The following is an 18,897-nucleotide window of genomic DNA, read 5'->3' on the forward strand; positions in this document are numbered from 1 at the left end:
ACGCTTATAATTCGATGCCGGTAAGGTCGTACCATAAAACACTTGGGCTATACGTGTGAGATTGACTGAACGAACCTTTACCAGTGCTAGAATAAATTGGGCTAGCAAGGTGACTCGGGCTTGATGCCAACCAAAAACCCCTTTAAGCTCTTTGGTGAGTGAATTGATCTCTTTCATTGTTTTACAATTCTTCATGGTTTCGCAGCCTGAATTGTAATACCAATGAGGGATTAATTCACTTCTAACTAGTTGATTTTTCTCATTTATTCAGCTTTTTGTCCTGTACATAGACTGCATAGTCATAAAAAGCATACAGTTGAGAGTAAAGTGGTGATGAAGCTTCAACTTCACTTGTTACTTCTTTAAATAACCTTACTGCTTGTTCTTGCTCTAAAAGACATTCAGCGTGTTCAAAAGGCATATAACAGAATATACGCATTAAGTACGGGAGCTGTTTGTGCTGCCCTTTCAGTAAAGCTTGTTTAGCATGATGTAGCGCTGCTGCATCATATTTATAGGCACTGGCTGTTGATCGGTAAATATTCCTTGGAATCTGGTCTAACAAAATAATTAGCGCTAGCCGTCCTTCTGCGCTTTCCTCCCAATGCTTGAGAGCGCCATTCTCAGCAGCAAAAACCCATGATTCAAATGTAATACGTAACTCACTATCATGATCAGCTGTCGCATTAAACCATTTGTTACGTATTTCGACAGACACATTACCTTCAGAGTCTAACTCTCCAAACCAGGCAGTAATTACTTTTTCAGGTTGCTTTTCTTCCATACTTGTTGCTCCAGGTAGTAGTATATAGACGACTTGTTTGGTATTAATAAGCTCTATACAAGATTAACATCAATAATAGATATACAGAGTAAATCATATAATCGTTAGAGTGCTATAACGGACTATTAGGTGGTCAAGTTGATGAGTACGACCAAAAAATCACCTGTTTTATATTGGATTTTTGGCTTGCTAGTACTGGCTGCAGTGCTAAGCGCCATCTATTACACGTTCTACTATGCAAGTGCCCCTGTCTACTTTGCAATTGGCAATGGTCGCTTGGAAGCTAATGATGTTCACATTGCCAGCAAGCTTCCAGGACGCATAGAACAGGTTACCGTCAAGGAAGGTGATCAGGTTATAAAAAGCCAACTGGTTGTTAAAATGGACACTAAAACACTTGAGGCTCAACTTAAGCAAGCAGAGTCACAAGTATTAAAAGCCAAAGTCGAACGTCAACGGGCAATGGCTATTGTTGAAGAACGAAACAGCGAGTGTAAATACGCAAAAAAACAGCTACAACGTACACAAGACTTAATCCAAAGAAATTTTGCCTCTGAAGATGATTTAGATACTGCACAATTGAAAGTGGAAACGACACAAGCTGCCTGTGCCGCAGCAGAAGCTATGGTTGAGGTAGCGGAGGCTTCAATACAGGCAGCCCAAGCATCTGTAGAACGCCTTAAGGCCGATTTAGAAGACAGTAGCATTACTTCACCCATATCAGGCAGAGTACTTTATCGCATTGCTGAGCCAGGCGAAATTGTGGCTAGTGGTAGTAAAATTTTAACTATAATTGATCTTTCAGATGTTTATATGACCATCTTTTTAAGTGAGATGGATGCAGGTAAAATTTCTATGGGAAGTAGTGCACGGATTATTCTGGATGCTGTACCTGAGTTACCCATTCCTGCTGAAGTCAGTTTTATCTCTCCTCTTGCGCAATTTACACCTAAGGTTGTAGAAACCCGAGAAGAACGCAGTAAGTTACGTTTTAGAGTAAAAGTCAGTGTAAACAACGCGTTTTTACAAGACCATATTGATTTAATTAAACCTGGCATGCCTGGTATGGCTTATATAAAGCTTAATCCTGAAGCAGAGTGGTCTGATATTCTTTAAGCACAGCTGTATAAAGTGATCATTTATATACCCACAACGAAGGATTTTAGAGGGACTAGCCAGCTCTGTTAAGGCTAGCGCATAGCAACCACAACTGTCTTAAAAGTGCTAGGACAATATGATTAGCGCGCATTAAATCGATTCGCGAAGGGTATAAATGTAATTTCTGTAATAAGTACGATTTAGCGCTGCTGTTTATCACGATGCAATAAAGGCATTCTCATGAATAGGCCAAGTGAAGTCGTAATTGTTGATCAAGTCACTCATTATTATAAGCAACAGATAGCCCTGTCCAATATTACACTCAGCATTACTAAAGGAACCATCGCTGGCCTAATAGGACCTGATGGAGTTGGTAAGTCTACATTATTAGGTTTGATCGCTGGGGTAAAAAAGATACAACATGGTGAAGTTCATTTATTTTCTCAGAACATCCAGCTAAGTGCTGTCAGAAATCAGTTGTGCCATCGTATAGCTTATATGCCGCAAGGGCTTGGTAAAAACCTTTATGCAACATTGTCAGTTTATGAAAACTTACGGTTTTTTAGCCAGCTTTTTGGTCAAAACCAACAGCAATGTAAACAACATATAGAAGAGTTGTTGTTAGCTACTGGTTTAGCACCCTTTGCCAAACGACCTGCAGGTAAATTATCTGGGGGCATGAAACAAAAACTTGGGCTTTGCTGTGCACTGATTCATGACCCTGATTTACTTATTTTGGATGAACCCACGACAGGTGTTGATCCATTATCACGTATGCAATTCTGGGAGTTGATTACGCGTATAAAGTCACGCACCCCAGATATGACCATTTTGGTCGCTACTGCTTACATGGAAGAAGCAGAGCGCTATGACTGGCTTGCAGCTCTTTATGGAGGAAGACTTTTAGCCACAGGAAGCCCTAAAGCACTTTGTGAGCAAACACAAACAACAAGCCTTGATGAAGCTTTTAAGGCACTACAGCCTGAATGCACACCACAAGCTAATTTAATCATTCCGCCTTATCAGCAAAATAGTAAACCAGTTGCTATTGAGGCTACACAGTTAACAAAGCGCTTTGGTGATTTTACTGCAGTTGATCAGGTTAATTTCCAAATTTACCAAGGTGAGATATTTGGTTTTTTAGGTTCCAATGGTTGTGGAAAAACCACTACGATGAAAATGCTAACGGGTTTATTACCTCCAACTGAAGGTAAAGCAACATTATTTGGTGAACCTATGAATAGCAGAAGTCTTTCTCATCGTAAAAATATTGGCTTTATGTCGCAAAGCTTTTCACTTTACCAAGAACTTACAGTTAAACAAAATCTTTTATTACATGCTCGTCTGTTTCAGCTGCCAAGTACCGAAGCAAATCATCGAATTAATGAATTACTCTCTCGTATGTCATTAACAAATGTAGCTGATGAGCAAACTGCAGACTTACCGCTTGGTATTAAACAACGTTTGTCATTAGCTGTAGCTATTATTCATCGTCCTAAAATTCTGATTCTGGACGAACCTACTTCAGGTGTAGACCCAATCGCCAGGGACCAGTTTTGGCAATTACTGGCGGAGCTATCCCGCAATGAGAACGTAACTATTTTTATTTCCACCCATTTTATGAATGAGGCTGAACGTTGTGACAGAATTTCGCTGATGCACGCCGGAAAAGTTTTAGCTGCAGGTACGGCTGAAGTGCTTATCAGTGAAAAGCAAGCGACGAATTTAGAAGCTGCATTTATTCGATACCTACAAGAAAGCAAGCAGACTGAAGAGCTTCAAAAAAACCAAGATTCAACAGTACAGCCGCCCCAAAAAGCCATTGCATCTCCAAAAAACCTCATTAAAACTCATTCACTATCCTGGCAACGTTTATGGGCTTATGCACAACGCGAAGCGATGGAAATACAGCGTGATCCCATACGGTTTTTATTTGCGTTATTGGGTCCTATCTTTTTGTTGATAGTTATGGGGTATGGCATTTCTATGGATGTGAAACATATGAAATACGCTGTACTCGATCGCGATCAAACCCAATATAGTCGCCACTACCTAGAAGCATTTGAAGGCTCTAAGTATTTTCAACAGCAGCTTGTGATAAGCAACGACCAACGAGCTGAACTTGTCCTTGTCAGGGGCGAAGTCGAGCTAGTCATTGAAGTTCCACCTCAATTCGGACGGCAAATGCTAAAAGGAGAATCTCCTGAAGTAGGAATATGGATTGATGGGGCAATGCCTTTTCGGGCCGAAACTATTCGTGGTTATGTACAAGGTGTTCATCAAAACCATCTACAGCAGTTAGCCAAAACCAACGCTCATACAACGCCTCAACAGTTAAAAATTGAACCGCGCTTTCGCTATAATCAGAGCATTGAAAGCATCTATGCTATTGTGCCTGGAGTTATGGCCACCCTACTAACGTTTATCCCAGCCATGCTTATGGCTGTTGCCGTCGTGCGAGAAAAAGAGTTAGGTTCTATCACTAATTATTATGCAACCCCAACCACTCGCCTTGAGTTTTTATGGGGTAAGCAACTACCTTATATTGCATTGTCTATTATTAATTTCATGTCGCTTTTTCTTGTAACCTGGTTATTTTTTGGGGTTCCAATCAAAGGTAGCTTTTGGCTATTATTTGTTGGTTCTTGTTTGTATGTTATAGCCACCACTGCTTTGGGGTTACTGATTTCAACCTTCACCACAACTCAAGTAGCTGCTTTATTCGGTACTTTAATTATTACCATCATTCCATCTATTAATTTTTCTGGTTTAATTAGTCCTGTTGCATCTCTTTCTGGTGGGGCTTCAATTATGTCAACCTATTTCCCTGCCGCTTATTACCTAGATATCACTGTAGGTATTTTTACAAAAGCTACTTCTTGGGCTGACCTCAAACTAAATTTTGCAGCAGTTATTGGCTTCTTTATCACCTTTACGCTACTTAGCGTACTCTTTTTACCTAAACAGGAACGGTAATATGAAGTTTCTGCAATCTGTTTTTTGGCTGGGTTTAAAGGAAATAGCCAGCCTACGTCAAGATAAAGTCATGCTTTTTCTGATGACATTTGCATTTACTGTTTTTATTTATGTCCCTGCAAAAGAGACTGGTTTGGAAATGCGAAATGCAGCTGTTGCAGTTGTAGATGAAGATAATTCACCATTATCACGTCAAATAATTTCTTCACTTCTCCCTCCTTACTTTCAAAACCCACATTTCATTACGTTTAATGATATTGATAAAACGATGAATCAAGGTATTTATACCTTTGTTTTGCTCATTCCAAGCAAATTTTCACAAAAGCTAGCCCATGGGCTTGAAGAAAGTGTACAAGTTTATATTGATGCAACCGCTATGAGTCAGGCTGTTATTGGTTTAGATTATATTCAAAATATAATAACCAACGAAGTTACGCAGTTCTTTAATCAAGAAGATTCAGAAAATCCTCTTATTAACTTAAATATTAGAATTAGATTCAATGAAAACCTATACAGCAGCTGGTTCATGGCAGTAAATCAGTATATTAATGTTATTGGTATGCTTGCTATAGTTCTGACAGGTGCAGCTTTAATTAGAGAACGAGAGCATGGAACAATTGAACATTTATTAGTAATGCCTTTAACACCTGCAGAAATAATGCTCGCTAAAATTTGGTCGAATGGGCTAGTCATAGTTTTGGCATCATTACTTTCTTTAAAGCTAGTTATTGGCGAGGCATTAGCAATTCCTGTTCGAGGAGAAATAGGATTATTTATTATTGGCACATGCAGTTACTTATTTGCAGTAACTTCACTTGGTATCTTCTTAGGTACAGTAGCTAATTCAATGCCACAGCTTGGACTACTTTTTCTGCCTATAGTCGTAGTGATGAATGTTTTATCAGGAGGAATAACGCCTTTAGACAACATGCCACCTGCCATTCAGTACCTTATGAAAATATTTCCATCTACTCACTTTGTTGAATTCAGTAGTGCCGTACTATTTCGTCAAGCAGACGTAGCGATTGTTTGGCAGCCCTTACTTACTATTATTGCTATTGGAATAGTTTTCTTTTCAGTATCACTACAACGACTTAGAAAAACAGTTGGCAAAAATTTATCGTAAATATACCCTTTATCAGCCTACTTTTATTACCAATACATAATATACGAACAAATTAGTCTTTTACTGAAAGTAAATTGCAATTTATTTGGCAGCAAGTCCATACATAAGAATCATATTTATTTAAAGAAACATTAACATTTAGCTGCTACTTTCCTTTTCGGTCACCAAGCAAAATGACAATAATAAAGGAAAAAGTATGTCAGCCCTAAACCGTCGAAAGTTTATAGGCCTAATGAGTGCTGGATTAGCTTCACCTTATATAATTAGTTCCACTCAAGCAAAAACCTTACAGCCAAACTTAGTTTCTAATAACAATGATTATCCACTGCCAGATAATAGTTTAATAAATATTGATAGCGCAAATGAAATATTTCCTCAGTCAGTTGCCTCGGGTGACCCAACGGATAGTGGGGTCATTCTTTGGACAAGGGTTAATCCTGTAAAGTATAGTGAATATGAGCCTTTAATTTTTCAAGTTTGCCTAGACAATCGTTGCGAGTCACTCTATTTGCAAGGTGAAGTCCACCCTGAACAATTAAGTTCTTTATTAGATTATACTGTAAAAATTGATTTAGATGGCCAGCTTGAACCAAATCGAACGTACTACTATCGTTTTATTTATAAAAATACGTCAAGTAAAATTGGGCGCTGTAGAACAACGTCTTCAAACCATAGCACCCTAAAAAGTCTTAAAATAGCAGTTTTAACTTGCCAGGATTTTACCAATGGTTACTATGGTGTTTATGACTTTATTGCAAAGGATAGTTCAATTGATTTTGTTGTACACCTAGGTGACTTTGTTTATGAAAGTACAGGCGATAAAAGTTTTCAAGCAAATAAATACGATGATAGAAAAATAAAGTTACCTAGTGAGTCTGGCTATGCGTCTAATTTAGATGATTATCGACATATTTATCGTAGATATAGGCAAGATGAATATCTTACCACCTGCTTAGAAAGCCACACTTGGATAATGACTACAGATGACCATGAAACCGCTAATGATTGTTATTGGGATTATGCCCGAGATACACTAGGTGCACCAGACCACCCATATACCAAAGACAGTGAGTTTGGTAATAATGAGGATTTATTACGGTCACTCAAGCTGTCAGCACAACAAGCCTGGTTTGAATATACCCCGACACGCGCTGCTTTGACTTATGATAAAACACATCCTCACCAGTTTTTACGTATTTATCGTCATTTTACATTCGGGGACTTAGTCACTATAAACATGCTGGATACACGCACCTATCGAACAGCCCCACCGTGTGGTGATCGTCGTGTATTTGAACGCTACTTTCCAATTGGCTGCACAGATCAATATGATGCTGAAAACTCTATGTTGGGGTATCAACAAAAAGAATGGCTATTTAATAATTTGAGCAGTTCTAAAACAGTGTGGAATGTTTTGGGTAACCAGACTTATATGGGACGACTGGCAGCAACACTGCTTGGGCAGGAGCTAGCTTTACTTACAGTTGATTCATGGGATGGTTTTCAATATGAGCGCCGGCAATTAGCAGAGTTTATTCGAAATTATAATGTTGATAATTTCGTTGTACTCACAGGAGACTTACACTGTAATATATCTTCATATTTAAAAGTTGATTATGAAAAATCGCTCAATACAGGATTAGATAATAATCTCGTAGGTGTTGAGTTCATGACACCATCTGTCACATCGACAACATTTTTAGATGGTATAGAGCAACATCTTAAGTATAAAGTTAAAAAACCAGAATTACTTCGTTTATTTAGCGAAGGTGCAGTACGTATCAATAATCCACATATTAAAACTTTCAATGCGAATGATCATGGTTATGCGACATTAGAGTTTTTCCATGATCATTGTGAGTGGGTTGTATATGGTGTTAGCAAGGAGACCTCTGGACATGGTTTAACTAAACGCCCTATTTCACATGTGCATAAATATACTGAGCTACCTTGGCTATTCAAAAAATCCACTCGGAATATCAACTAATTTAGCTTTTGTTTAACCATAAAAAAGGCTGCCAGTAGCAGCCTTTTTAATTTAACTATCAATCAGACTTTTATTCTATGGGTCTAATACCAATACCATGACGAATTTTTTGTAAAAACGGCTTCGCTTCAGCTCGCGCTTTTTCTGCACCAGCTTTTAGTATTGTTTCTACATACTGAGGGTCTTCCATAAGTGCATCATAGAGCTCTCTTGGCCCTTGTAATTGTTCATTGAGGTATTCAAATAACGTTTGTTTTAACTCACCCCATCCAGCACCGTTATAATACTGCTGGCGCTTTTCTTCAATTTCACTGGGTGCCGCAAATGCAGAAAAAATCTGAAACAGTGTACAGGTGTCTGGGTCTTTTGGTTCACCTGGCTCAAGACAGTTCGTTTTAATTTTCATTATGAGCTTACGCAACTTTTTCTCTGGAGCGAAAAGAGGAATCACATTATCGTAACTTTTACTCATTTTTCGTCCATCCAACCCATTTAAGACGGCCGTATTTTCATCGACAACGGCCTCAGGCAAGGCAAACTTCACCTTATAATGATGGTTCATACGTGCGGCAATATCCCGTGCCATTTCCAAATGCTGAATCTGGTCTCTACCAACAGGTACTTTGTGCGCATTGAACATCAAAATATCCGCCGCCATCAATACAGGATAAGAGAATAACCCCATTGTGATTCCTTTATCAGGATCAGCTTCTTCATCATCGATGTTTTGTTGAACAGCGGCTTTATAGGCATGCGCTCTGTTCATCAGACCCTTTGCTGTCATGCAGTTCAAGATCCAGCACAACTCAGTGATTTCTGGGATATCAGACTGCCGGTAAAAAGTAACACGATCAACATCAAGACCCAGTGCCAGCCAAGTAGCTGCAATTTCACGAGTAGACTGATGAACTCTGATGGGATCTCGGGTTTTAATAATCGAGTGATAGTCCGCTAAGAAGAAAAATGACTCTACATTTTCTTTACGGCTATCTTCTATTGCAGGACGAATCGCTCCCACATAATTACCCAAATGTGGTGTCCCTGAGGTCGTAATACCAGTTAAAACACGGGTCTTTTTCATAACATATTCTTTTTGCTGAAACCTGCTGGAAATAATTCTTTTTATTCAGGTGGGAAATTATACCTAAACTAGAAAAGATATATGAGGTCTACAATGAAAACTCGTAGATTTCTTAGAAGTGTAAATGGCCTCAAGGCCACCAAAAGAAAGGGATTTTAATCATTATTTACGTACGATAGGTAGTTTCCACAAACAATTGGGTACATGTACGAATTTGTTGTTTGACTTGATTATCTATACTTATACCCAGTTAAGTTACTCGCTTGACTCCTAATTGGTACACTTTCATTGCCCTGATCCCCTCCAAATCGGTCAGGGCTGTTTTTTTATATTCGCGAACTATAACTACAATTCCCTGGCAGGTCTAGTCTTTTTTCTTCCTCTCGCCAATCTAACCAACCAGTCCAGTTTCTAACTAATTGTAAATTAACACTATTTTCTAAAAATTATCAGTAAATTAGTTAAAGCTTATCAGAAATATTCTTTAACTTAATAAAGTGATCAACTTCACTAAACATTGAAGCTGATCAGTATCAGTTTCTCAGACTTATAATATTGAACGATCAAATTCCCACGCACCCTCATTAAAACAAGCAATAGCTGGTCGCTGTAACTGCTGAACCTGGCCAGTATCACCTATCGTTTCAACAGTAATGCTGTAATTACGACAGTTAAGCCCTTCACTATTTTGGTATTTGCTCCCAGCAGTAAATCCCATAGTTCCCAGGCTCTCATTTTTCCATTGTCGGTATTCACCATCCTTGAAGCTATTAAAGGCATCTTGAATACTTTGCTCTTCAAGTTTCGATATTGTGGTTAGATCAATCTCACTGTCATAACTCCATAGGGTCCATTTAACAATGTGCGTTCGATCATAACTCCAAATATCTTGTACCTGGTTTACAGCCTCAGGCTGGTTTGTTGCTGTCTCGGCATTATCTTTAGGCTTTACTTGAGTGCCAGTCTGACAACCTGCCAACAACACTGTAATGACAGCAGTATAGATGGCATAACTCAGTTTCATAACATTGATTCCCCAAACATGGTCAAAATACCCAACACGTTTCCCACCCATAGCTGTTCAAACTTCAGCAATCACTGGGTATATACCCTTCACTTCGGGTATAACTAAAAAAGAAAGGTACTAAAAACATAGACCACTAATTACATAGTTTGTCACAAAGCAACAGCTTATGCTCGACTATGGTCGACAATCAAGTGTAAATTAGGAGGAGAGCACTCTCTTGAAGTAGTTTTATCAAAACTAGCACCTAAATAGGCCACTTTGTACACAACACTCACATTACAAGCAGCCTCTTATCGACCCAACCAACTTACTGGATGCCCGATGTTGAGTAAAAAGCTAGGTAAGTTCTATTAAACTGCGCTCTTCTTCAACCTCCTTTGGGGGGCAATGGAAGCTACTATGGACTTTATCATCTCGAATGGATTCTAAATGAACATCAAACCCCCACAAGTTATGTACATGCTTCAGCATTTCCGCCGTTGTTTTGCCCAAGGGACGATGATGGTGCTGATAATGCCTTAATGTTAGAGAACGGTCTCCTCTTACATTTACATTATAAACTTGGATATTGGGCTCGCGATTACCAATATTATACTGTGATGCCATAGCTTCACGAACCAAGCGATAGCCCTCATCATCATGAATAGCTGAAACTTCAAGGTAAGGCAGATTTTCATCATCAGTAATGGCAAATAGCTTCAAATCACGCATAATTTTTGGCGATAAAAATTGCAGAATAAAGCTTTCATCTTTGAAATTCTCCATGGCAAACTTCAAAGTCTCTAACCAGTTTGATCCGGCAATATCAGGAAACCAGCGTTTATCTTCTTTGGTTGGGTTTTCGCAAATACGCTTAATATCCATCATCATATGAAAACCCAGTGTATATGGGTTAATACCACTATAACGAGGATCATCAAACGCTGGCTGGAAGACAACATTTGAGTGTGAGTGCAACATCTCCATGATAAAACCATCTGTTACGAGACCTTCATCGTACAGATGGTTGAGCAAAGTATAGTGCCAAAAACAGGCCCATCCTTCATTCATAACTTGTGTTTGACGCTGTGGATAAAAGTACTGGGCCACTTTACGAACAATACGAATCATTTCCCGTTGCCAGGTTTCCAGCAAAGGTGCATTCTTTTCAAAAAAGTATAAAATATTTTCTTCAGGATCTTCAGGGAATTTCTTTTCTTCTATGCTTTTATCTTTATCTAAATTTTTTGGGATAGTATTCCATAGTTCATTAATTTGTCTTTGACGATATTCTTCCCGCTCAATTTGCCGTGCTTTTTCTTCTTCAGTGGATATAGGTGCAGGTCTTTTATAACGGTTAACGCCATAATTCATCAATGCATGGCATGAATCTAATAAGTCTTCTACCGCATCTATTCCGTATTTTTCCTCACACTGTGCAATATAATTTTTAGCAAAGAGCAGATAATCGACAATTGATGTCGCATCCGTCCAGGTTTTAAATAAATAATTTCCTTTGAAAAATGAATTATGACCATAACAAGCGTGAGCAATTACTAACGCTTGCATCGTCATAGTATTTTCTTCCATCAGGTAGGCAATACATGGACTTGAATTTATAACTATTTCATAAGCCAACCCCATGTGCCCACGCTGGTAGTTTTGTAGTGTATGTAAGAAATGTTTACCAAAAGACCAGTGAGAGTACATCAGAGGCATACCTGTAGAAGCATAAGCATCCATCATTTGCTCAGAGCTAATGATCTCAATTTGGTTTGGGTAAGTGTCTAAACCATAATGCTCAGCAACCCTGCCAATTTCTTTGTCATACAGCTCAATTTGTTCAAACGTCCATTCTGACCCTGTAGAAATAGGCTGCTTTTTTTTCATGCTTCCTTCCTTTCAAATAATCGACGGAAGACAGGATAAATATCACTGACCGTCTTAATTTGCTGCATAGCAAACGTTTCGTGAAAGGCTTCATAAACTGCTTCATACTCTCGCCATAAGTTTTGATGGTGTCTATCAGTTATTTCTACATAAGCGAAATACTGCACTAAAGGCATAATTCCATTAACGAGAATATTACTGCATATACTTGAGTCACCCTCCCAATTATCACCATCAGATGCCTGGGCTATATAAATATTCCACTGAGCAGGAGAGTAGCGCTCCCTAATGATATCTCTTGACAATTCAAGCGCACTGGAAACAATCGTCCCACCAGTTTCCCTTGAATAAAAAAAGTCATTTTCATCAACTTCTTTTGCTGATGTATGATGCCGAATAAAAACTACTTCAATCTCTTTATAGGTTCTACATAAGAACAAATATAACAAAATAAAAAAGCGCTTAGCGATATCTTTTATTTCTTGAGTCATTGAGCCAGAAACATCCATTACACAAAACATAACCGCCTTTGTGCTAGGAACGGGGGTTTTAATGAAGTTGTTATACTTCAAGTCAAACTCATCAATAAAAGGCAAACGTTTCAGCTTTGCATTGAGTTCTTTAATGCGCTCCCTTAAAAACTCAACTCGCTCTTGATCTGCTTCTTCCGGACTGACTTCCATTTCTCTGAGTTCACGTTTTAACTGCCTGATTTCTCTGCGTTCAGAGCCACTAAGTGCAATTCGTCTAGCATGAGCACTACGCAAAGAACGAATAATATTTAATTTTTCAGGCGTGCCTTTACTTGAAAAACCTGCCAGTCTGAATTTGTATGCAATCGTCTCTTTTAACTGCTTCTTGACTAAATTTGGAAGCTCGAGGTCTTCGAACATATACTCAAGAAACTCTTCATGATTGATCTGAAAGGTGAATTCATCCATGCCTTCACCTTGGTTACTGGCTTTACCACTCCCAGGACCCTGACCTGCTCCAGCTTCTGGACGTCTAATCTTGTCACCCTTTACAAACTCTTTATTACCAGGGTGAACAATATTGTTAAAACCACCACGACCATGTTGAAAGTTTGGCTCTGACAGATCTTTATTAGGAATGGTAATCTGACTACCGCTTTCGATATCAGTAATACTGCGCTTGTTGACAGCATCTGCTACTGCACGTTTGATATGCTTTTTGTAACGCCTTAAAAAACGCTGTCGGTTTACCGTACTTTTATTTTTTCCATTTAAACGTCTGTCAATAATATGAGTCATGGCGGCACCCGTAATGGTCTAATTTTATTGTGATTTCCTTACCCGGATATACCACTCACACAACAGCCTTACTTGCTTCTCAGTATAACCACGCTCAATCATACGCTTGACAAACTCTCCATGTTTACGCTGGTCTTCATTAGATGCTTTCGCATTGAAAGAAATAACAGGTAGTAGGTCTTCTGTATTTGAGAACATCTTTTTCTCAATAACAGTACGCATTTTTTCATAGCTAAGCCATGAAGGATTTTTACCTTTGTTATTCGCTCTAGCACGAAGCACAAAGTTGACAATTTCATTACGAAAATCTTTCGGATTAGCAATACTCGCAGGTTTTTCAATTTTCTCTAGTTCGTCATTGATAGCACCCCGATCCAAAATATCGCCAGTTTCTGGGTCACGATATTCTTGGTCCTGAATCCAGAAGTCCGCATAAGTTACATAGCGATCAAAGATGTTTTGACCATATTCACTGTAAGACTCAAGATAGGCGGTCTGGATTTCTTTACTGAGGAAATCAATATATTTAGGTGCCAGGAACTCTTTAATAAAACGTAAGTAACGTTCATGCACCTCAGGTGGATATTGCTGCTGTTCAATCTGCTGTTCTAATACATACAACAGGTGTACTGGGTTAGCGGCAACTTCACTAGGATCAAAGTTAAAGACTTTGGACAAAATTTTAAATGCAAAACGTGTTGATAACCCTTCCATACCTTCATCAACACCCGCTGCATCTTTATATTCTTGCAACGACTTCGCATTAGGGTCAGTGTCTTTTAAATTTTGCCCATCATAAACTCGCATTTTAGAGAAAATATTCGAATTTTCAGGCTCTTTTAGACGAGACAATACAGAAAATTGTGCAAGCATCCTTAGTGTATCAGGTGCACAAGGCGCTTCACGCAGAGAACTGTGTAGTAATAATTTTTCGTAAATTTTGATTTCTTCTTTGACGCGTAAACAATAAGGTACTTTAACGATATACACCCGGTCGATAAATGCCTCATTCGTCTTATTGTTTTTAAAACTTTGCCACTCTGACTCGTTCGAGTGCGCAAGTATTATTCCTTCGAAAGGAATACTACCCATACCTTCTGTACTATTATAATTTCCCTCTTGGGTTGCAGTGAGTAAAGGGTGAAGCACTTTAATTGGTGCCTTAAACATTTCCACAAATTCTAGCAAGCCTTGGTTAGACCGACATAACCCACCTGAGAAGCTATATGCATCAGGATCATTTTGTGCGTATTCTTCTAACTGTCGAATATCGACTTTCCCGACAAGGCTTGAAATATCCTGGTTATTTTCATCACCAGGTTCTGTTTTTGCAATAGCGACTTGGTGTGCTAAAGATGGATAAAGCCTTATCACTCTGAATTTAGAAATATCTCCGCCATATTCTTTCAAACGTTTAACAGCCCATGGGGACATAGTTCCTTTTATATAGCGCTTTGGAATACCATACTCTTCTTCTAATATTTCTCCATCTTCATCAGGATTAAATAGACCCAAAGGTGACTCAAATACTGGTGAACCTTTAATGGCATAAAAAGGTACTTTTTCCATTAAACGTTTGAGTTTTTCTGCAAGTGATGACTTACCTCCACCGACAGGACCTAATAAATATAAAATCTGTTTCTTTTCTTCCAAGCCTTGCGCAGCATGTTTAAAATAAGAAACTATTTGTTCAATTGATTCTTCCATGCCATAAAACTCTTCAAAGGCAGGGTATTTTTTTATTAACTTATTAGAAAAAATTCGACTTAACCTTGAATCAAATGACGTATCAACTAATTCAGGTTCTCCAATCGCATTTAACATACGTTCGGCAGCATTTGCATACGCCATTGGATCCTTTTTACAAAGTTCGAGATATTCATGTAATGAGATCTCTTCCTGCTGGGTATTGATATACCTGCTTTTTACAGTATCAAAAATATCCATTGCACTCACCCACTGAAACCCTACTGATTAGAAATGACCTAGCTTCTCAACCCGTTAGACTAGTTTTTTAAAGAAATGTTGTTTTTAAATTAAGTATATATGTTTTTCGATTTTTCAGGACTCAAGATGCATTTTAATTGCATGCAGAAATCGCGCCGCTTCTCCCCCAGTAACTGCGCGGTGATCGAATGTTAAGGAAAGGGGTATAATTTTATGAATACTAACTTGATCGGCTACAACAATAGGCTCACGCCGAATTTTACCTGTTCCCAAAATACACACGGTTGGAGGAACAACTATAGGACTTGCATACCGTCCTGCAATGGTGCCAAAGTTGCTAAGAGTTAGTGTAGCACCTTGTAGCTCAGATGGAGGGATTGTTCTTGCTTTAACATCAGCACGTAATCGATTTAAACCTTCTCGTAAGTCTTCACGGGACCGACCTGTAATATTCCTTAACACTGGTACAAAAAGTCCTTTTTCAGTGTCTACAGCCACACCTAAATCAATATGTTTATGGAGTACACGAGTCATCCGAACCCCATCAAACCAAGCATTTAAGCCAGGTTCAGCCTCACATGCATGACCAATTGCTGAAACCAAACGAATGGTTATATCTTCCTTTTCTTGCCAATGTTCAATGTCGGCATCGTCAAAAATTGTGACAGGTACAACCTCTTGATCTGCTTTGGCCATATTAATAGCCATCTGCCGCCTGACACCACGCACTGGCTCGCCACCAATAGCGGTTGAAGCTGCTGCTGTCTCAACATCCGCAGAAAGAATTTGCTGGTTTGGCCCTGTGCCGGTTACTTGGCGTAAATCCACCCCCATTTTTTTGGCTAATGCGCGAATAGCAGGGGCTGCCTTTGGGGTTTGTTCAGCGCGAGACTCGGGTGGAGCACCGATAAAAAACTGTTCTTCCTCATCATCTTGTTTAATGGCTTGCTCGATTTTACCAACGACTGTGCCTGTGTCTTCGTCTTCTACGTTGGCGAACTCAACCAAAGGTTCTCCGGTATGAACCACATCCCCTTCTTTTGCAAAGAGTTTTGCAATTTGCCCCGTTTGTGGCGAGGGTACTTCAACAATAGCTTTGGCAGTTTCTACTGATACAAGTGGCTGGTCCTCCTCAACTGTGTCACCAGGCTTAACATGCCAGGTGACAATCTCAGCTTCAGGAATCCCCTCGCCTAAATCTGGTAGTTTAAAAAATTTCATGCTTGCTCCATGCTTTGTTCAACAGCAGAAATAATGCGCTCAGTCGTTGGAATGTAATGCTTTTCCATTTGGTAGTAGGGCATTGTGATGTCGTAACCTGTCACACGCTTAACAGGCCCAAGTAAGTCAAAAAAAGCCTGTTCATGGAGTTGCGATACAATCTCAGCGCCCACCCCAAAGCTTCTAGCGGCCTCATGAATAACAACACAACGACCTGTTTTTTTGACCGAGTAAAGAATAGTCTCGATATCCAACGGCTTAATGCAGGCCACATCAATCACCTCAGCAGAAATATCCCTTTCAGCTAGCTGCTTAGCCGCCTGCATGGTTTCTAATATTGAGGCACCCCAACTAACTAAGGTTATGTCGGTTCCCTGACGTAAGGTAAAGCAGGTGTCCAGAGGTAAAGACTGACCATCATCAGGCACCACTTGCTTTGTTGCCCGATAAATCCGTTTTGGCTCCATAAAAATGACCGGATCCGGATTTTCTATAGCCGCTAACAGTAAGCCATAAGCTCGACGTGGCGAAGAGGGAATCACCACCCTTAAACCAGGTATATGGGCGAACAATGCTTCTGTACTCTCAGAGTGGTGTTCGGGCGCATGAATGCCACCACCAAAGGGAACTCTCACCACCAACGGGCAGGTTAATCGGCCGCGGGTGCGGTTCCGCATTCTGGCTGCATGTGATACCAGCTGTTCCATAGCTGCGTAAATAAAACCAAGAAACTGAATTTCAGCGACAGGCTTTAAACCTTGTGTTGCCATGCCAATGCTGACACCTGCAATCAATGCTTCAGCCAAAGGGGTATCCATTACACGTTTAATACCAAAACGCTCTCTCAAGCCAACTGTTGCCCGAAATACGCCCCCATTAACCGCAACATCTTCTCCTAACACCACCACATCTTCATCTTTGCTCATGGCGAAATGAAGTGCCTGATTTACAGCTTCTACCAACGTTATGCGATTCTGCTCAGTCATGTTTCCCCCCCTGTACTGCCTTTCCTTGTAATTGATTTGCCATATCAGCATCACTGAGCTGTTCTGCTAAATCCGCAGGGAGTTGTTCATAGTGGTAAAAGAAGAGGTCATCTAAGGACTGTTGTGGGGTTTGCAAGTACTCATCAACCGCTTGCTGTACTTGGTCAGCCGCTTGGGCCTGCAAGCGCTGCTCTTTGCTTTCATCCCACTCCCCCCGCTGATGAAGATAGTGCTGCAGGCGCTTAATGGGCTCTCTCTGCCAGGCCTCTCGCAGCTCTTCATTTGTTCTATAACGTGTTGCATCATCTGCCGTAGTATGATCACTCAATCGATAGCTTATTGCCTCTATGACTGTAGCACCTTTATGAAGCCTTGCTTTCAGCAAAGCCTCAGATATTACTTCATGAAGTGCAATAACATCGTTGCCATCCACTTGCAGAGCAGGAATACCTGCACCTATTCCTTTTTGAGCAAGAGTTGGTGCTCCACACTGTATCTTTCGGGGAACCGATATTGCCCACTGGTTGTTATTGATAAGAAACACCACGGGTAACTGCCATACTCCTGCTAAGTTGATGGCTTCAAGAAAGTCACCTTTTGAGGTAGCACCATCTCCACAGGTACAAAGCACAGCACGCTGTTCACCTCGAATTTTAATTGCCGCAGCCACACCTGCAGCATGAGAAACCTGTGTCGCTATAGGCACACAGTAAGGTAAGTCTTTACCTACCTCAGGGTTAGTGCTGCCTCGTTCATCCCCCCCCCAATATCGATAAACATCTGCCTGTTTCATTCCACGCATAACCATTGCAGTATGATCACGGTAGTAAGGAACAAAGACATCTTCTTTGTTAAGTACTGAACCAATAACCACGTTAATAGCTTCCTGGCCCAATATTGAAGGATAAGTACCTAACTTACCGGTCCTTTGTAAACTAATTGCCTTTTGGTCTGCGTGACGAGCCATTACCATTTCACGATAGTAGTGCAGAAGCTGTTTAGGCTGTTCTGCCCACTGAGGTAACGGCTGTGTTAACTCGCCTTTGTCATTTAAGTACTGCACATATTCAATGGCACATGCCGGGTTTCGCTTCATAAGCCAGCCCTCTTGTTATAATTAGGAGCTAATGATCTGTGGGTAACGGACCATTAGCCTTCAGCCCATTGAGCAAACGGGTAAATTACTCTTGGGTATATGCTGTTTATTAATAGCTGCGATACAATTATTAAACTTTGATTTCATAAAAAAATTAAATTTATAGCTATTCAAAGTAAATAACTTAGTTGCAACTTTACTTTAATCAATTACACCTACCAAAATATAAACTCGAAGACTCTAAACACACGAAAGTTACAACTATCGTCGGGATAATCCACCTAAGTAATAAGTAAAATAAATAATAAAGATATGTTAATTCTATATTGCTATTTTTGACTAGGAGCTTAATGTTTTAGATTATTTTTTGGAAAGAATATTTGGTTAAGGATAGAATTTTGAAAAGAAAAAGTTAAAGTTAAATTTTG

The 18,897-nt window shown here is 39.7% G+C and carries 13 protein-coding genes and 1 pseudogene; 4 read left to right on the forward strand and 10 right to left on the reverse strand.

Going from position 1 to position 18,897, the window contains the following annotated elements; translation table 11 throughout:
• Window positions 1–177: pseudogene (locus F607_RS35970) on the reverse strand (IS4 family transposase); the annotation flags it as partial.
• Between the two features lie 82 nt (window positions 178–259).
• On the reverse strand, window positions 260–784 hold the full coding sequence (locus F607_RS28335; RefSeq protein WP_051310973.1) for a DUF924 family protein: 525 nt from the start codon (window positions 782–784) through the stop codon (window positions 260–262).
• Window positions 785–925: 141 nt separating this feature from the next.
• On the opposite strand from F607_RS28335, the gene F607_RS28340 reads away from it, so the two are divergent.
• The 4 genes from F607_RS28340 (at window position 926) to F607_RS0105990 (ending at window position 7,971) form a co-directional block, all read left to right on the forward strand.
• Window positions 926–1,900, forward strand: a complete 975-nt coding sequence (locus F607_RS28340) for an HlyD family secretion protein (RefSeq protein ID WP_038290310.1) — start codon at window positions 926–928, stop codon at window positions 1,898–1,900.
• Between the two features lie 222 nt (window positions 1,901–2,122).
• Entirely contained in the window at window positions 2,123–4,858 is a 2,736-nt protein-coding gene (rbbA, locus tag F607_RS0105980) for a ribosome-associated ATPase/putative transporter RbbA (RefSeq protein ID WP_051310975.1), read from the forward strand.
• A 1-nt stretch (window position 4,859) separates the two neighbouring features.
• Complete coding sequence (locus F607_RS0105985) at window positions 4,860–5,984, forward strand: ABC transporter permease (protein ID WP_027707360.1); 1,125 nt, start codon at window positions 4,860–4,862, stop codon at window positions 5,982–5,984.
• A 196-nt stretch (window positions 5,985–6,180) separates the two neighbouring features.
• Entirely contained in the window at window positions 6,181–7,971 is a 1,791-nt protein-coding gene (locus F607_RS0105990; protein ID WP_027707361.1) for an alkaline phosphatase D family protein, read from the forward strand.
• Window positions 7,972–8,041: 70 nt separating this feature from the next.
• On the opposite strand, the gene F607_RS0105995 is transcribed toward F607_RS0105990, so the two are convergent.
• The 8 genes from F607_RS0105995 to pdhA all read right to left on the reverse strand — a co-directional run bounded on the left by F607_RS0105995 (window position 8,042) and on the right by pdhA (window position 18,469).
• Window positions 8,042–9,052 (reverse strand): tryptophan--tRNA ligase, encoded by a 1,011-nt coding sequence (locus F607_RS0105995; RefSeq protein ID WP_027707362.1) that lies wholly within the window; start codon window positions 9,050–9,052, stop codon window positions 8,042–8,044.
• Between the two features lie 547 nt (window positions 9,053–9,599).
• Entirely contained in the window at window positions 9,600–10,076 is a 477-nt protein-coding gene (locus F607_RS0106000; protein ID WP_157365386.1) for a hypothetical protein, read from the reverse strand.
• Window positions 10,077–10,415: 339 nt separating this feature from the next.
• Window positions 10,416–11,948 carry a SpoVR family protein gene (locus F607_RS0106005; RefSeq protein WP_027707364.1) on the reverse strand — a complete coding sequence of 511 codons (1,533 nt, stop codon included), beginning with the start codon at window positions 11,946–11,948 and terminating at the stop codon, window positions 10,416–10,418.
• Window positions 11,945–13,219 (reverse strand): YeaH/YhbH family protein, encoded by a 1,275-nt coding sequence (locus F607_RS0106010; RefSeq protein WP_027707365.1) that lies wholly within the window; start codon window positions 13,217–13,219, stop codon window positions 11,945–11,947. Before F607_RS0106010 ends, F607_RS0106005 begins: the two co-directional genes overlap by 4 nt.
• Before the next feature lie 24 nt (window positions 13,220–13,243).
• Window positions 13,244–15,166, reverse strand: coding sequence for a PrkA family serine protein kinase (locus F607_RS0106015; RefSeq protein ID WP_027707366.1), 1,923 nt, complete (start codon window positions 15,164–15,166; stop codon window positions 13,244–13,246).
• A 114-nt stretch (window positions 15,167–15,280) separates the two neighbouring features.
• Window positions 15,281–16,387 (reverse strand): dihydrolipoamide acetyltransferase family protein, encoded by a 1,107-nt coding sequence (locus F607_RS0106020; RefSeq protein ID WP_027707367.1) that lies wholly within the window; start codon window positions 16,385–16,387, stop codon window positions 15,281–15,283.
• Window positions 16,384–17,373 (reverse strand): alpha-ketoacid dehydrogenase subunit beta, encoded by a 990-nt coding sequence (locus F607_RS0106025; protein WP_027707368.1) that lies wholly within the window; start codon window positions 17,371–17,373, stop codon window positions 16,384–16,386. The genes F607_RS0106020 and F607_RS0106025 overlap by 4 nt, the downstream gene beginning before the upstream one ends.
• A complete protein-coding gene (gene pdhA, locus F607_RS0106030; RefSeq protein WP_027707369.1) occupies window positions 17,366–18,469 on the reverse strand; it encodes a pyruvate dehydrogenase (acetyl-transferring) E1 component subunit alpha in 1,104 nt (367 codons plus the stop codon). Before pdhA ends, F607_RS0106025 begins: the two co-directional genes overlap by 8 nt.
• Window positions 18,470–18,897: the final 428 nt, after the last annotated feature.

It is taken from the genome of Zooshikella ganghwensis DSM 15267, assembly GCF_000428585.1.
In the GTDB taxonomy this organism is placed as follows: domain Bacteria; phylum Pseudomonadota; class Gammaproteobacteria; order Pseudomonadales; family Zooshikellaceae; genus Zooshikella; species Zooshikella ganghwensis.

Excerpts from the sequence above, each read along its gene's own strand:
- F607_RS28335 (WP_051310973.1), bottom strand. The coding sequence starts at position 784 with ATGGAAGAAAAGCAACCTGAAAAAGTAATTACTGCCTGGTTTGGAGAG.
- F607_RS28340 (WP_038290310.1), top strand. The coding sequence starts at position 926 with ATGAGTACGACCAAAAAATCACCTGTTTTATATTGGATTTTTGGCTTG.
- rbbA (WP_051310975.1), top strand. The coding sequence starts at position 2,123 with ATGAATAGGCCAAGTGAAGTCGTAATTGTTGATCAAGTCACTCATTAT.
- F607_RS0105985 (WP_027707360.1), top strand. The coding sequence starts at position 4,860 with ATGAAGTTTCTGCAATCTGTTTTTTGGCTGGGTTTAAAGGAAATAGCC.
- F607_RS0105990 (WP_027707361.1), top strand. The coding sequence starts at position 6,181 with ATGTCAGCCCTAAACCGTCGAAAGTTTATAGGCCTAATGAGTGCTGGA.
- F607_RS0105995 (WP_027707362.1), bottom strand. The coding sequence starts at position 9,052 with ATGAAAAAGACCCGTGTTTTAACTGGTATTACGACCTCAGGGACACCA.
- F607_RS0106000 (WP_157365386.1), bottom strand. The coding sequence starts at position 10,076 with ATGAAACTGAGTTATGCCATCTATACTGCTGTCATTACAGTGTTGTTG.
- F607_RS0106005 (WP_027707364.1), bottom strand. The coding sequence starts at position 11,948 with ATGAAAAAAAAGCAGCCTATTTCTACAGGGTCAGAATGGACGTTTGAA.
- F607_RS0106010 (WP_027707365.1), bottom strand. The coding sequence starts at position 13,219 with ATGACTCATATTATTGACAGACGTTTAAATGGAAAAAATAAAAGTACG.
- F607_RS0106015 (WP_027707366.1), bottom strand. The coding sequence starts at position 15,166 with ATGGATATTTTTGATACTGTAAAAAGCAGGTATATCAATACCCAGCAG.
- F607_RS0106020 (WP_027707367.1), bottom strand. The coding sequence starts at position 16,387 with ATGAAATTTTTTAAACTACCAGATTTAGGCGAGGGGATTCCTGAAGCT.
- F607_RS0106025 (WP_027707368.1), bottom strand. The coding sequence starts at position 17,373 with ATGACTGAGCAGAATCGCATAACGTTGGTAGAAGCTGTAAATCAGGCA.
- pdhA (WP_027707369.1), bottom strand. The coding sequence starts at position 18,469 with ATGAAGCGAAACCCGGCATGTGCCATTGAATATGTGCAGTACTTAAAT.